Here is a 14087-nt window from a genome sequence, read left to right as displayed (position 1 = left end):
CCTCACGCCTTGCCGGAAGTCGCGGCAGGCCTGGATGGCATCGGTATGGCCTGACCGGACTCCACGGACTTCGTGCCGGTTTCATGGCTCGCGCCGGCCCGGCTCCCGGCATTCCACGAGGCGGGACTCGACCGTACGCGCTGGCCGTCGGAAATGGCGTCGCCGGGATTGGCAATCACGCGATCGCCTGGCGAGAGGCCCGCGGCAATCTCCACGTAGGCGCCGAAGTCCCGCCCGATGCTGACACGCCTGAGCGCCACCTTCTCGTTCGCGTCCACCGTCGCGATGCTCACGCCGTCGGGACGAAACAGCAGCGCGCTCGCGGGAAGTTCAAGGCCGGGCGCATTGGATTTCAGCGCCAGGTGCACCTGCGTGTAAGCGCCAGGCAACAAGGCGCCGTCACGGTTATCGACATCGATCTCCACGCGTAACGTGCGACTTACGGGGTCGAGCGCGTTGGCATCGCGGGCGATGGTGCCGGGGAAACGCCGGCCGGGGTATTGCTCCGTCGCGATCCACACTTGTGTGTCGCGCGTCACGCCATTGGCTTCGTCTTGAGGAACATCGACGTAGACGCGCAGACGATCGGTCTGCTCCAGGTGAAAGAGTTCGCCGGAGGCCGCCGGTAGTCCCGGCGCCCCACCCGCCGTGACCAGCGCGCCCACTTGTACGTTGCGTGCGCTCACCACCCCATCGAACGGGGCGGTCACACTTTGATACGACACCAGTTCGGAGAGTCGCGACACGTTGGCCTGTGCTGCCTGCAACGCGGCTAGCTTGGCTGCGGCGTCGCTGGCCTTGGCATCGGCATCCTGCTGGGAAACGGATCGGGTTTGCAGCATGGTCCGCCACCGTTGCGCCGTGCTGTTGGCGAAGCGGTAATTGGCCTGTGCCGTGGCCTCGTCAGCCCGGGCCTGGCGCAATTGCGCATCGAGCTCCGGGGTATCGAGCCGAGCCAGCACCTGAGCTGCCCTGACGTGCGAGCCAATGTCGGCGAACCACTGTTTGACATAGCCGCTGGTGCGCGCGTAGATCGCCACGTCGGCCCACGGCGCGACGGCGCCGGGAAGCATGAGATCGTGGGTCGCCGGGGCACGTGTCGGCGCAATCGTCGAGACTCGCAGCTCGCGCTGCGCCTCGACTTGCGCGGCCTGCGCCTGTCTCGCCACGACCCGCGGCACGATGCCCGCACACAGCAGCGACAGTGCCAAGACACCAAGGCCGAGCCCCCACAAGCGTCGCGCCCCTGAAGAACGCCGCATCGCGGCGGGTGTGGCCTGAGGTGGCAACGGGGCGAACTCCGGCTTTTCCGTGGCCGCGGAAGTCTCGACGCGGTCGTCGGGCGGGTTATGCATGCTCATTGGGAATCCTTGTTGACGTTGGAGGACGTGGCCGCTCGCGTATCGTTCGAGCGCCCCGGACGGCGAGTCGCGAGCCAGCCGTGTACCGAGGCAAACACGACCGGAACGAACACAAGCGTCGATATCGTGCCAAGCGCGAGTCCACCGATGACGGCCCGCCCGAGCGGCGCGTTTTGCTCTCCGCCATCACCGAGCCCGAGCGCCATCGGCAACATGCCGATCAGCATTGCGAGTGCGGTCATCACGACCGGGCGAAAGCGGTCGAAGCCGGCACCGAGCGCAGCGTCGATCGGCGCCACGCCGGCCGCGAGCGACTCGCGTGCTGCATTGATGACGAGGATGCTATTGGCGGTGGCAATGCCGATGCACAGGATCGTGCCGGTCAGCGCGGGCACGGACAGCGTTGTTTGCGTGACAAACAGCATCCACGCAATACCCGCCATCGACGCGGGAATACCGCAAATGATGACGAGCGGGTCGACCCACGATTGGAAATTCACGACCATCAGCAGGTAAACCAGCACAATCGCGAGGACAACGCCGAGTGCCAACCCGCTGAATGAGGCGTTCATCGATTGCACCTGCCCCCGGATGACAATCGACGATCCGGATGGCAAATGGGCGCGGGTCGCATCGACCAGACGGGCAACGTCCGATGCAACCCCGCCGAGATCGCGGCCTTGCGTAGACGCGAAGATGTCGAGCACAGGCTGCACGTTGTAGTGGGAGACGACAGCCTGTTGTTCGCTGCGCGTGAGCGTGCCCAGGGAACCGATCTGATTTTGCGGCGCAATGAAGGACGCAGGCGTCGTTACCGGCACGTTGGCGAGCTTCTGCAGAGAGTCGATGTTGTACTGCGGCACCATGGTGGTAAGCGGGTAGCTCACACCGTTTCTTGGGTCGAGCCAGAAGTTCGGCGTGGTCTGGGAGCTGCCGGATAGCGCAATGAGCAAGTTCTGGGCGATATCGCGCTGCGTGATGCCCGCCTGAATGGCTTTGGTGCGATCAACGTTCACGTTTATCGTGGGTGCGTCGCCGGGTTGCTGGATATGGGCGTCGACAAGCCCCCGAACGCCGCGCAACTGGTCGAGCAGTTGATTGGCGAGCGCCCGATTCTGTGCCAACTTGTTTCCCACGATCTGAATGTCGATGGGTGCCGGCAGGCCGAAATTGAGGATCTGGCTGACGATGTCGGCCGGAAGCATCGAGAATGTGACGCCGGGGAATGAGGCGTTGAGCACATCGCGCAGTTTCGCGACGTATTCGGCGGTGGGTTGGTGATCGGGCTTGAGCGTGACGAGCACATCGGCGTCCTCCGGTCCGATCGGGTCTGACGACTCGTAGGTGAGGTTGATGCCACTGACCGGCAAGCCGATGTTGTCGAGCACGAGGCTCACTTGCGCCGGAGGAATGACCGTCTTTATCTTCGCTTCCACTTCGTCTGTGATGCGGGCGGTCTCTTCGATGCGCGTGCCGGTCGGCGCACGCAAATGCAGGCGTATTTCACCGGCATCCACGGACGGGAAGAAATCTCGTCCGATAAACGGCGTCAAGGCAAGGGAGCCAAGGCAGATCGCGAGCCAGACTGCCACGAACCGCGACCGCTGGCCGACAGCGGCCCGGAGCGCTGAAGCGTAGCAGCGGCGCAGCGATTCGAAGCCCGTCTCGAAACGTGACTGAAAGCACGAGAGCCGCGCGGACCATCCGCGAGCAGGCCGCGCATTCGCGGATCTGGCGCGCAGCAAATACATCGCGAGCGTAGGGATCAGCGTGCGCGAGAACAGGTATGAAGCGCACATCGCGAATATGACCGCTTCGGCCATCGGCACGAACAGGTACCGTGCGACGCCGGAGAGCAGGAACATCGGCACGAACACGATGCAGATGGAAAGGGTCGAGACAAAGGTAGGTACCGCAATCTCGCCAGCGCCATCGAGGATGGCGTCGTGCAGCGACGCCCCTCGCTCCAGATGATGCGTAATGTTTTCGATAGCGACGGTCGCATCGTCCACGAGTATGCCTACCGCCAGTGCCAGCCCGCCGAGCGTCATGATATTGACGGTCTGCCCCAGCGCCGACAGCGCGATCAGCGAGGTGAGCGCGGAAAGCGGAATCGTGATGGCGATAATGAGTGTGGCACGCCAACTGCCGAGAAAAAGCAGGATCATCACCGCGGTGAGACATGCGGCAATCAACGCTTCGCGCACGACACCGGAAATTGCCGACTTGACGAATAGCGACTGGTCCGAAAGCGGCGTGACCTTGAGTGCGCCAGGCAGACCGGCCGTGATCCTCGGCAACAGTTGCTTTACCTGATCGATGATCGTGAGGGTGGATGCGCTACCGGTCTTCTCCACGGTCAGCAATGCTCCGCGCTGGCCGTCCGCGCGCACGATGTTGGTTTGTGGTGCGTAACCGTCGATCACATGGGCGACATCGCGCAGATACACGACCGCTCCCTTTTCGGTCTTGACAGGCAGATCGTTAAGCGCGTCAACGCTCTGCGTGCTTCCATCGATCCGGACGTTGTATTCGCGCGCGCCGATCTTGGCCGTGCCTCCGGGCAGGATCAGATTCTGAGCGTTGACTGCGTTGACCACGTCGATCGGCGCGAGCCCCTTGGCCTGAAGCGCACGGGTGTCGAGCTGCACCATGATCTGACGGACTTTTCCGCCATAGGGGAGCGGCACCGCAGCGCCCTGCACCGTGGCCAGTTGCGTCCGGATAAAGCTGTTGCCGAGGTCATAAAGGGACTGCTCCGGCAGCGTCTTGCTCGAAAGCCCGAGTTGCAACACCGGCACCGTGGATGCGTTGTAGGTAATGATGTTCGGCGGGAGCGTGCCGGGTGGCATGACACGCAGAATGGACGCGGAGTTCGCCGCAGCTTCGGCGATCGCCCGATTGATGTCGGCGCCCGGATGGAAGAAGACTTTGACCACCGACACGCCGTTGAGCGATTGGGATTCGATGTGATCGATGTCGTCGACGTCGGTCGTCAATGCGCGCTCGTAGTTCGAGGTGATCCGATGCGCCATGTCCTCGGCCGAGAAGCCGTTGTAGGACCAAACGATGCTGATGACGGGAATGTCGATGTTCGGAAAAATATCCGTCGGCGTACGCATGATGGCAAGGGGGCCGAGGATGAAGATCAGCAATGCGAGCACGACGAACGTGTAGGGGCGCCTGAGCGCCAATCTGACGATCCACATGACAATGTCCGGGGGTGAGGTGACTACGGCAGCGAAGGACCCGCTGCGCCCGGAAAGTGGAATTCCGACGAACGCGGGCGTTCGAGATGGAGGCAAGTATGTGGATGGGCCGCTTACCTCGCGCTGACCGTCAAATTACGGATTTGTCATCTGCGCGGATAACAAAATCGTAATCGGGGAGTCACCTTCAGGTCAGCCGCGAACGACCAGAATGCATTCAACCTTCGCGACATTGTCGAAGGCTGGCTGAACTGCCCCAGTTCCGGGCGCAGAGGCCACTTTTGCAAAGGTGAATATCATGAAAGCCATCGTCTCCGCCCTTCTCGTTTCCTGCGCCCTGGCCGCCCCCTTCTCCGCATTCGCCCAGTCGGGCGGCAACGACGGTGCGGCACTCTCGCGTACGCAGGTCCGGGCCGATCTCGTCCGTGTCGAACAAGCGGGCTACCAACCGTCCGGCTCGCAGGCCAACTACCCGGCCAACATCGAACGCGCCGAGGCCATTGTCGCCAAACAGGACGCCCGTGCGAGCATGACCGACACCTCCGGCACTGTCACGGCGACGGGGGTAAGCACGGGCAACCAGCCGGTAAGCCACGCCGGAAGCGAATCGATTTATTTTGGCGATTGATTCCCGCGATTGCGCCGCCCAGTCGCACCAAGGCAATACTGGCATCGGGAATGGGCGAGAGAGCCACTTGCCGGGCTTGCTCGGATGGCTCTCCGCCCGTGATGGCGCAGCGGGCGCTCGCAGGCACTGCAAGCTCGTTCGCGGGTTTGGGCGACGCCGCCCGAGTTTGTTGGAACCGGGCATGTCGTCGTCGACGCTTTCTGCTGCATCGTCAGCGCGATTGACGACGCCGAAGATGGCGTCAAAAAAACCCGCCTCCGAAAGGGAGAGCGGGCTTTTTTCTAGCCGCCAGAAAGGCGCTTGGCGTGGATCAGAATGGAATATCGTCGTCCATGTCGTCGAAACCGCCGGACGGCTTGGCCGGCGCCTGCTGACGGCCACCGCCACCACCACCACCGCCACGCGAATAGCCACCGCCACCGCCGCCGCCCTCGTCGCCACCACCGCGCGAGTAGCCGCCACCGCCGCCACCTTCACCGCCGCCGCTGCGGCCACCCAGCATCTGCATCTGGTCCGCCACGATTTCCGTGCTGTAACGGTCCGTGCCGTCCTGCGCCTGGTACTTGCGCGTACGGATACGGCCTTCGATATACACCGACGAGCCCTTCTTCAGGTACTCATTGACGATTTCCGCGAGCCGGCCGAAGAACGACACGCGGTGCCATTCCGTCATTTCCTTGAACTCGCCGGACTGCTTGTCCTTGTAACGGTCGGTCGTGGCCAGGCGGATGTTCGCGACCGCATCGCCGCTCGGCATGTAGCGGACTTCGGGGTCGGCGCCAAGGTTGCCGACCAGGATCACTTTGTTGACTGATGCCATAAATCTTTCTCCGGTATTGCTGAAATCCGTTCAGGATTGACGAGGCGCTGGCGTCCTCATCGGTGCGGCGATTATAAGCCACACCAAAACCCCAGCTGCACAGGTCATAAAGATTGCGTTTTGTCCGAAGTGGGTCATCAGATACCCCCCAAGCGCGCCACCGGTGAACAATCCGAGTGCCTGGGTCGTATTGTAGACGCCCACCGCCGCGCCCTTGCGCTGTCCCGGCGCCAGCTTCGACACCAGCGACGGCTGCGACGCCTCGAGCACATTGAAGCCCAGAAAGTACACGAACAGCACCCCGGCGATCACGCCCACCGTCGGCGGCAACTCACCCAACGCCACCTGCGCCACCGCCACCAGCGCGATCGCCGAGAGCAGCACCGCCTTCATCTTGCCGCGCTTTTCCGCCGCAATGATCGCCGGCACCATCGCCACGAACGACAGCCCCATGACCGGCAAATAGACCTCCCAGTGCTGCGCCACCGGCAAGCCCGCCGCGACGAGCATGCGCGGCATCGCCACGAACAGCGCGGTCTGCGTGGCGTGCAGGATGAACACACCGAAGTTCAGGCGCAACAGCTCGGGGTTGTGGAGCACCTCCGAGAACGGCGCCGGTCCCGCCTTCGGATGGGCCGGCGGCGTGGGCACGACCCACAGCACCACGAAGATCGCCAGCACCGCCAGAATGCCAATGGCCGAGAACAGCCCGCTCATGCCCAGCCAGTGATACAGGAACGGCGCGCAGACAATCGCCACGGCGAACGAGATACCGATGCTCCCGCCGATCATCGCCATCGCCTTGGTGCGGTTGGCCTCGCTCGTGAGGTCCGCCACGCAGGCCATGACCGCCGAGGAAATCGCCCCCGCCCCCTGAATCGCCCGGCCAACGATGATCCACGTCAGATCGTGCGCCATCGCCGCCACCAGCGAGCCGATGGCAAACACGATCAGGCCGAAGACAATGACGGGCTTGCGCCCCAGTCGGTCGGACGCCCAGCCGTATGGAATGTACAGCAGCGACTGCGTCAGACCGTAGATGCCGATGGCCAGCCCCACGAGCAACGTGTTGTTGCCGCCCGGCAGGGTCTGCGCGAACACGGAGAACACCGGCATGATCAGGAACAGGCCGAGCATGCGCAGCGCGAAGATCCCCGCGAGCGACGCACTCGCGCGCACTTCTAGCGGGGTCATGCGGCCCCCTCGGCCGCGTGTCGAGGCAGGAGAAGCGGAAGTCACGGAATCGGTAGACATTACGTCCTGAGAGATGGAAAAAGCGCTCGCCGGTAGGGTTTCGCTATCAGTTTGGCTGTCGAGCCGCCCCGGCACCGTCCGATGCTCGCGGCCCCGGGCGCCATGTCGGCCGTCCGTGCGACGCAAGCATCGCACTCAGGCCCGCGGTCGCGGCGGCGCCTCTGGATTTCGGGCGGTTCGTCCCCATCTGAGTCGCTGGCCGTTGTGCCGTGCGAGACAGCCCGTCAGCCGGTTCAGCCCTGGCAATCAAACTTAGGTATATTAGCAGGTTTAGCCGCCCGGATTTCCCCCCAGCGGCCCGCCCGACCGCTCCCGCCGCCTGCCGCGTCGACGCCTGGCCAATGCCGCGTCGACACGGCGCGACGTCCCGGGAAATTCGGACTCTTGGGGGCCGGAAACCGCCCCGCGACAATTCGCCGCGCGGATTCCTCGGCGACGACCCGGAACCGTCAATGGAAACCATTCGTATTCGTGGGGCACGCACCCACAACCTCAAGAACGTCAACCTCGACCTGCCGCGCCACCAGCTGGTCGTGATTACCGGCCTGTCCGGCTCCGGCAAGTCGTCGCTCGCCTTCGACACGCTCTACGCGGAAGGTCAGCGCCGCTATGTCGAGAGCCTGTCGGCGTACGCCCGTCAGTTCCTGCAACTGATGGAAAAGCCGGACGTCGACCTCATCGAAGGCCTGTCGCCCGCGATTTCCATCGAACAGAAGGCCACGTCGCACAACCCCCGCTCGACGGTCGGCACCGTCACGGAAATCCACGATTACCTGCGCCTGCTCTACGCCCGCGTGGGCACGCCCTACTGCCCCGATCACGGCCTGCCGCTCGAATCGCAAAGCGTCTCGCAGATGGTCGATGCCGTGCTCGCGCTGCCCGAAGACACCAAGCTCATGATCCTCGCGCCGATCGTCGTCGATCGCAAAGGAGAACATGCGGACCTGTTCGATTCGATGCAGGCGCAAGGCTTCGTGCGCTTTCGCATTCGTTCCGGCGGCGGCGCGGCGAATGAAGGCACCGCACGCGTCTACGACATCGACGCGCTGCCCAAGCTCAAGAAGACGGAAAAGCATTCGATCGACGTGGTGATCGACCGCGTGAAGGTGCGCGCCGATCTCAAGCAACGTCTGGCGGAGTCGTTCGAGACGGCACTGCGTCTGGCCGACGGACGCGCCGTCGCGCTCGAGATGGACACCGACAAGGAGCACGTCTTCAGCTCCAAGTTCGCCTGCCCGGTGTGCTCGTATTCGCTCCAGGAGCTCGAGCCACGCCTGTTCTCGTTCAACAACCCGATGGGCGCCTGCCCGACCTGCGACGGTCTGGGACAGATGACGTTCTTCGACCCGAAGCGTGTCGTGGCCTTCCCCGCGCTCTCACTCGCTTCCGGCGCGATCAAGGGCTGGGATCGTCGCAATCAGTTCTACTTCCAGATGCTGCAAAGCCTGGCGGCGTTCTACGACTTCGACGTCGACACGCCGTTCGAGGACTTGCCCGAGGCCACGCAGAAGATCGTGCTGTACGGCTCCGGCGAGCAGGAGATCCCGTTCACCTACGTGAACGAGAAGGGCCGCACGTCGGTGCGCTCGCATGCGTTCGAAGGCATCATCCCGAACCTGGAGCGCCGCTATCGCGAGACCGACTCGGTCGCCGTGCGCGAGGAGCTCGCCAAGTACCAGAACAACCGGGCCTGCCCCGATTGCGAGGGCAGTCGCCTGCGCCGCGAGGCGCGCTTCGTCAAGGTCGGCGAAGACAAGCAGGCCCGCGCCATCTACGAGATCGGCAACCTGCCGCTGCGCGACGCGCTGGGCTATTTCCACGAACTGGTGCTGCATGGGGCCAAGCGCGAGATCGCCGACAAGATCGTGAAGGAAATCGTGGCGCGGCTCTCGTTCCTGAACAACGTCGGCCTGGACTACCTGTCGCTCGAGCGCAGCGCCGACACGCTCTCGGGCGGCGAAGCGCAGCGCATTCGTCTCGCGTCGCAGATCGGGTCCGGTCTCACGGGCGTGATGTACGTGCTCGACGAACCCTCGATCGGGCTGCACCAGCGCGACAACGATCGCCTCATCGGCACGCTCAAGCACCTGCGCGACCTCGGCAACTCGGTCATCGTGGTGGAGCACGACGAGGACATGATCCTCGCGAGCGACTATGTCGTCGACATGGGACTCGGCGCCGGCATTCACGGCGGGAAAGTGATCGCGCAAGGCAGCCCCGCGCAGATCGAAAGCGCGCCGGAATCGCTCACCGGGCAGTACCTGTCGGGCGCGCGCCGCATCGAAGTGCCGGCCGAGCGTCATGCCCCCGGCGAGGACCACCTGCGCATCGTCGACGCCACGGGGAACAACCTCAAGCACGTCAACCTCGATCTGCCGGTTGGCCTGCTCACCTGCGTGACGGGCGTTTCCGGATCGGGCAAGTCGACGCTGATCAACGATACGCTGTACCACGCCGTCGCGCGCCATCTCTACGGGTCGTCGGCCGAGCCGGCACCGTACGAACAGATCGACGGACTCGAGCACTTCGACAAGGTCATCAACGTCGACCAGTCCCCGATCGGCCGCACGCCGCGCTCGAACCCGGCCACGTACACCGGCGTTTTCACGCCGATTCGCGAGCTCTTCGCGGGCGTGCCCGCCGCCAAGGAACGCGGTTACGATCCCGGCCGCTTCTCGTTCAACGTGAAGGGCGGGCGCTGCGAGGCCTGTCAGGGCGACGGCGTCATCAAGGTCGAGATGCACTTCCTGCCGGATGTGTACGTGCCCTGCGACGTCTGCCACGGCAAGCGCTACAACCGCGAAACGCTCGAAGTGCAGTACAAGGGCCGCAACATCTCGGAAGTGCTCGACATGACGGTCGAGCAGGCACACGAGTTCTTCAAGCCGGTGCCGGTCGTGGCGCGCAAGCTCAGGACGCTGCTCGACGTGGGCCTGGGCTACATCCGCCTGGGCCAGTCGGCCACCACGCTCTCGGGCGGCGAAGCGCAGCGCGTGAAGCTCTCGCTCGAACTCTCCAAGCGCGATACGGGCCGCACGCTGTATATCCTTGACGAACCGACCACCGGGCTGCATTTTCACGATATCGAACTGCTCCTCACCGTGATTCATCGGCTGCGCGACCAGGGCAATACGGTCGTCATCATCGAGCACAATCTCGATGTGATCAAAACGGCGGACTGGGTGATCGATCTCGGACCGGAAGGCGGTGCGGGCGGCGGGCAGATCATCGCGCAGGGCACGCCCGAACAAGTGGCGGCCAACAAGGCCAGTTTCACCGGAAAGTACCTTGCCCCGCTGCTTGCGCGCGCGAAGTAAGCCGCGCCGTCACGGCGAGGCAATTATCGAGGACGTCACTGCATGGAACCACGCTCTGGCTGGAATCCGGACCGGAATTTCTGGATCGAACTGGCGAGCTACGTGTTCGCCGCCGTGGGCCTGTGGCTCATTCTCGGCATCCATCTGCTCTCGGTAGTGCTCGCGGGCATGGTGGTCTATCAGCTCGTGCACGTGCTCAGCCCGCGCCTGCAACTGCGCATCTCGAGCGATTGGGCGCGACTCGCCGCCGTGGCGCTGCTCTCGGCCATCATCGTGGCGCTGATGACCGCACTCATCTTCGGCATCATTGCCTTTTTCCGCAACGACGCCGGGCATCTGGAGCACATCAACGGCCGCATGATGGACGCGCTCGAACAGGCGCGCAGCCAACTGCCCGCGTGGGTGACGGCACGGCTTCCCGCCGATACCGACGACATCCACCAGGCCATCACGGGGTATCTCAAGGATCACACCCAGGAGATGTCGCTGGTTGGCAAGGAAGCGCTCAACGCGATGGTGCACATCATCGTCGGGCTGGTGCTCGGCGCCCTCGTGGCACTCTCGTCGGTGCGCCCCGTCCAGCACATGCGCCCCCTGGCCGCCGCGCTCACGCGCCGCGTCACGCTGTTCGGCGACGCCTTTCGCCGCATCGTGTTCGCACAGGTGAAGATCTCGGCCATCAATACGCTCTTTACCGCCATCTTCCTGCTCGCGGTACTGCCGATGTTCGGCGTTCACCTGCCGCTGCGCAAGACGATGATCATCGTGACCTTCGTGGTCGGTCTGTTGCCGGTCATCGGCAACCTCATCTCGAATACATTCATCGTGGTGCTGGGGCTGTCGATGTCGCTTTACGTGGCGATCGGAGCGCTCGTGTTCCTGATCGTCATCCACAAGCTCGAGTACTTCCTGAACGCGCGCATCGTCGGCACCCAGATTCAGTCGCGCGCATGGGAGTTGCTGCTCGCAATGATCGTGATGGAGGCAGCGTTCGGTCTGCCGGGACTCATTGCCGCGCCCATCTATTACGGCTACCTCAAGAGCGAGCTCGCCGACAAACAACTCGTCTGAGACGAACGCCCGTGCGTCGCCCGCCCCCTTGGCGCCTTGCGCAATCTCGCGATTGCGCCGACAGCGGGTCAGGACGGTCCACGGGCGTTTTTCCGACCGGAATTTGACATTTCGTCACCCAGTGACATAATGTCAAATCATGAAATCCACCAAATCCGCCGTCGGCACGGGCAAGCTCGACGAAAACGCGCTGCTGCTGCGCGAGGGACGCAAGATCGTCGAGGCGCTCGGGCAGACGTTCGCGCCGCTCGTCGAGGTAGTGCTGCACGACCTGACCGATCCGGACAACGCGGTCGTGGCCATCGCCAACAATCTGTCGGGTCGCCAACCCGGTGACGCCGTCACCGAAATGGGCCTCGCGCGGATTGCCGATCCGGCGTTCCCCGAAGTCATCGCCAACTACGCGAACCGGTTTCCGGACGGACGTCCGGCCAAGAGCACGTCCATTGGGCTGAAGAACAGTCGTGGCGAGTACGTCGGCGCGATTTGCCTGAACATGGACATTTCCATGCTCGCCGCCGCGGCGGCCAGCGTTCAGCAACTGGTCAGCGTATCGGCGCAAACGCCCGCGCCGGTGCGCGAGACGCTCGCCACTCGCCGGCTCGACGACATCGCCCCACTGATTACCGATTTCGCGGCCCAGCGCAACACGACACCCCCGGGCCTCACGCTGTCGCAACGCCGCGAGGCGATCCGTCTCCTCGAAGCGCGTGGGCTGCTCGATCTGCGTCATGCGCATGCGGAAGTCGCGCGTACGCTCGGCGTGGCGCGATCGACCGTGTACACCTACCTCACCGACCCGAAAGGCGCATCATGACCCCCACCCCGCTGGCGATCACCTACGGCGACGTCGTTGCCGCTCACGATCGGATTCGCGAAGCCGCCCATCGTACGCCCGTCCTCACCTCGCGCACGGCCGATGCCATGACCGGCGCCAGCCTGTTCTTCAAGGCGGAGAACTTCCAGCGCATGGGCGCCTTCAAGTTCCGCGGCGCCTACAACGCGATTTCGCAATTCACCGCCGAGCAGAAGCGGGCCGGCGTGCTGGCGTTCTCGTCGGGCAATCATGCACAGGCCATCGCCCTGTCCGCGCGGGAGCTCGGCGTGCCGGCCGTCATCCTGATGCCGCAGGATGCGCCGCAGATGAAGATCGACGCCACGCGCGGCTACGGGGCGGAAGTGATCCTGTACGACCGCTATCAGGAAGATCGCGAAGCCTTGTCGAAGCGCCTGGCGAGCGAGCGCGGCATGACGCTGATCCCCCCCTACGACCATCCGCATGTGATGGCCGGCCAGGGCACGGCGACCAAGGAGCTGATCGAAGATGCCGGCGAGCTCGACACGCTGGTGGTCTGCCTCGGCGGCGGCGGGCTGCTCTCGGGCAGCGCGATCGCCGCGCGGGCGCTCAATCCGAACATCGAAATCTACGGGGTGGAGCCCGAAGCGGGCAACGACGGTCAGCAAAGTTTCCGAAGCGGCGCCATCGTGCACATCGACACGCCGCGAACGATCGCCGACGGCGCGCAAACGCAGCATCTCGGCGCACTCACTTTTCCCGTGATCCGCTCGCTGGTCGACGACATCCTGACCGTGACCGACGACGAACTCGTGCAGACGATGCAGTTCTTCGCCAGTCGCATGAAGATCGTCGTCGAACCCACCGGCTGCCTCGCGGCGGCCGCGGTGCTGCAAGAGAAGATCGACGTGCGGGGCAAGCGTGTGGGCATCCTCCTGTCGGGTGGCAATGTCGACATGGCGCGCTTCGCGAAACTCACGCTCGGGGAGGCCGCATGAGCACGCGCGAACGCGGCATCGAGCCGATCAACGTTCCCACGCTGCAACCGCCCCGCGGACACTATTCGCACGGCGTTTGCGCGGGTGGCTTCGTGTTCGTGTCGGGACAGTTGCCGATCACCCCCGACGGCGAACGCCTGGTCGGGGCCCCCTTTGCCGCGCAGGCGCAGCAGGCACTGGAGAACGTGGCGACGATCCTCAACGCGTGCGGCACGAGCGTGAGCCGTCTCGTGCAGGTGCGCGTGTACATCACCAACGTGGACGACTGGGGCGCTTTCAACGAGGTCTACGCCGCGTGGGCCGGCAGCGCAAAGCCCGCCCGGGCCGTCGTTCCCGTGCCCGCGCTCAGTCACGGCGTGGCCATCGAGATCGAGGCGACGGCATTGGCCGGCTGAGGCTCGACTGAGGCTCGACTGAAGGTCGGCTGAAAGATGGGCGTGAAGCGCGCCGACCGCGGGCAAGGTCGTCGCAAAACGCCCGCCGTTTGGGAGACGGCGCCGCCCGCGCGCAAGCCATCTCACAAATCACGGCAACGGCATGCAACGGGCGGGATATTTATCTGCGAAGATCCGTCTCACGGATACCCCAGTGACCGCCTCGCCGGCACTCCGATCAGCCCAAAAGCCGCTCATC

General features: G+C 64.3%; 10 protein-coding genes. 6 read left to right on the top strand and 4 right to left on the bottom strand.

The genetic code is table 11. The features are described from left to right. Positions 1-2: 2 nt before the first annotated feature. Together W930_RS27180 and W930_RS0112120 are read right to left on the bottom strand one after the other, a co-directional pair. Positions 3-1361, bottom strand: a complete 1359-nt coding sequence (locus W930_RS27180) for an efflux RND transporter periplasmic adaptor subunit (RefSeq protein ID WP_023873017.1) — start codon at positions 1359-1361, stop codon at positions 3-5. After that, positions 1358-4570, bottom strand: a complete 3213-nt coding sequence (locus W930_RS0112120; RefSeq protein WP_023873015.1) for an efflux RND transporter permease subunit — start codon at positions 4568-4570, stop codon at positions 1358-1360. The genes W930_RS27180 and W930_RS0112120 overlap by 4 nt, the downstream gene beginning before the upstream one ends. Before the next feature lie 298 nt (positions 4571-4868). Here W930_RS0112120 and W930_RS0112115 point away from each other — a divergent pair, with 298 nt between their 5' ends. Further along, entirely contained in the window at positions 4869-5198 is a 330-nt protein-coding gene (locus W930_RS0112115) for a DUF4148 domain-containing protein (protein WP_023873013.1), read from the top strand. A 310-nt stretch (positions 5199-5508) separates the two neighbouring features. On the opposite strand, the gene W930_RS0112110 is transcribed toward W930_RS0112115, so the two are convergent. Next, positions 5509-6018, bottom strand: coding sequence for a single-stranded DNA-binding protein (locus W930_RS0112110; RefSeq protein ID WP_023873012.1), 510 nt, complete (start codon positions 6016-6018; stop codon positions 5509-5511). 30 nt (positions 6019-6048) lie between these two features. Further along, positions 6049-7212, bottom strand: a complete 1164-nt coding sequence (locus W930_RS0112105) for an MFS transporter (protein ID WP_023597714.1) — start codon at positions 7210-7212, stop codon at positions 6049-6051. A gap of 512 nt (positions 7213-7724) precedes the next feature. On the opposite strand from W930_RS0112105, the gene uvrA reads away from it, so the two are divergent. The 5 genes from uvrA (at position 7725) to W930_RS0112080 (ending at position 13849) form a co-directional block, all read left to right on the top strand. Further along, the gene (gene uvrA, locus W930_RS0112100; protein WP_023873011.1) at positions 7725-10589 is read left to right on the top strand and encodes an excinuclease ABC subunit UvrA; all 2865 of its coding nucleotides are present in this window, start codon (positions 7725-7727) and stop codon (positions 10587-10589) included. A gap of 42 nt (positions 10590-10631) precedes the next feature. After that, complete coding sequence (locus W930_RS0112095) at positions 10632-11660, top strand: AI-2E family transporter (RefSeq protein ID WP_023597716.1); 1029 nt, start codon at positions 10632-10634, stop codon at positions 11658-11660. A 139-nt stretch (positions 11661-11799) separates the two neighbouring features. Beyond that, positions 11800-12477 (top strand): transcriptional regulator, encoded by a 678-nt coding sequence (locus W930_RS0112090; protein WP_023873010.1) that lies wholly within the window; start codon positions 11800-11802, stop codon positions 12475-12477. After that, complete coding sequence (locus W930_RS0112085; protein WP_023873009.1) at positions 12474-13454, top strand: threo-3-hydroxy-L-aspartate ammonia-lyase; 981 nt, start codon at positions 12474-12476, stop codon at positions 13452-13454. The genes W930_RS0112090 and W930_RS0112085 overlap by 4 nt, the downstream gene beginning before the upstream one ends. Then, complete coding sequence (locus tag W930_RS0112080) at positions 13451-13849, top strand: RidA family protein (protein ID WP_023597719.1); 399 nt, start codon at positions 13451-13453, stop codon at positions 13847-13849. Before W930_RS0112085 ends, W930_RS0112080 begins: the two co-directional genes overlap by 4 nt. Positions 13850-14087 lie beyond the last annotated feature (238 nt).

Source organism: Pandoraea sp. E26 (assembly GCF_000681415.1).
Classification (GTDB): domain Bacteria; phylum Pseudomonadota; class Gammaproteobacteria; order Burkholderiales; family Burkholderiaceae; genus Pandoraea; species Pandoraea pnomenusa.
This window is presented reverse-complemented; position numbering and strand designations above follow the sequence as displayed.

Coding starts and splice junctions, on each gene's coding strand:
- W930_RS27180 (WP_023873017.1), bottom strand. CDS start 1,361: ATGAGCATGCATAACCCGCCCGACGACCGCGTCGAGACTTCCGCGGCC.
- W930_RS0112120 (WP_023873015.1), bottom strand. CDS start 4,570: ATGTGGATCGTCAGATTGGCGCTCAGGCGCCCCTACACGTTCGTCGTG.
- W930_RS0112115 (WP_023873013.1), top strand. CDS start 4,869: ATGAAAGCCATCGTCTCCGCCCTTCTCGTTTCCTGCGCCCTGGCCGCC.
- W930_RS0112110 (WP_023873012.1), bottom strand. CDS start 6,018: ATGGCATCAGTCAACAAAGTGATCCTGGTCGGCAACCTTGGCGCCGAC.
- W930_RS0112105 (WP_023597714.1), bottom strand. CDS start 7,212: ATGACCCCGCTAGAAGTGCGCGCGAGTGCGTCGCTCGCGGGGATCTTC.
- uvrA (WP_023873011.1), top strand. CDS start 7,725: ATGGAAACCATTCGTATTCGTGGGGCACGCACCCACAACCTCAAGAAC.
- W930_RS0112095 (WP_023597716.1), top strand. CDS start 10,632: ATGGAACCACGCTCTGGCTGGAATCCGGACCGGAATTTCTGGATCGAA.
- W930_RS0112090 (WP_023873010.1), top strand. CDS start 11,800: ATGAAATCCACCAAATCCGCCGTCGGCACGGGCAAGCTCGACGAAAAC.
- W930_RS0112085 (WP_023873009.1), top strand. CDS start 12,474: ATGACCCCCACCCCGCTGGCGATCACCTACGGCGACGTCGTTGCCGCT.
- W930_RS0112080 (WP_023597719.1), top strand. CDS start 13,451: ATGAGCACGCGCGAACGCGGCATCGAGCCGATCAACGTTCCCACGCTG.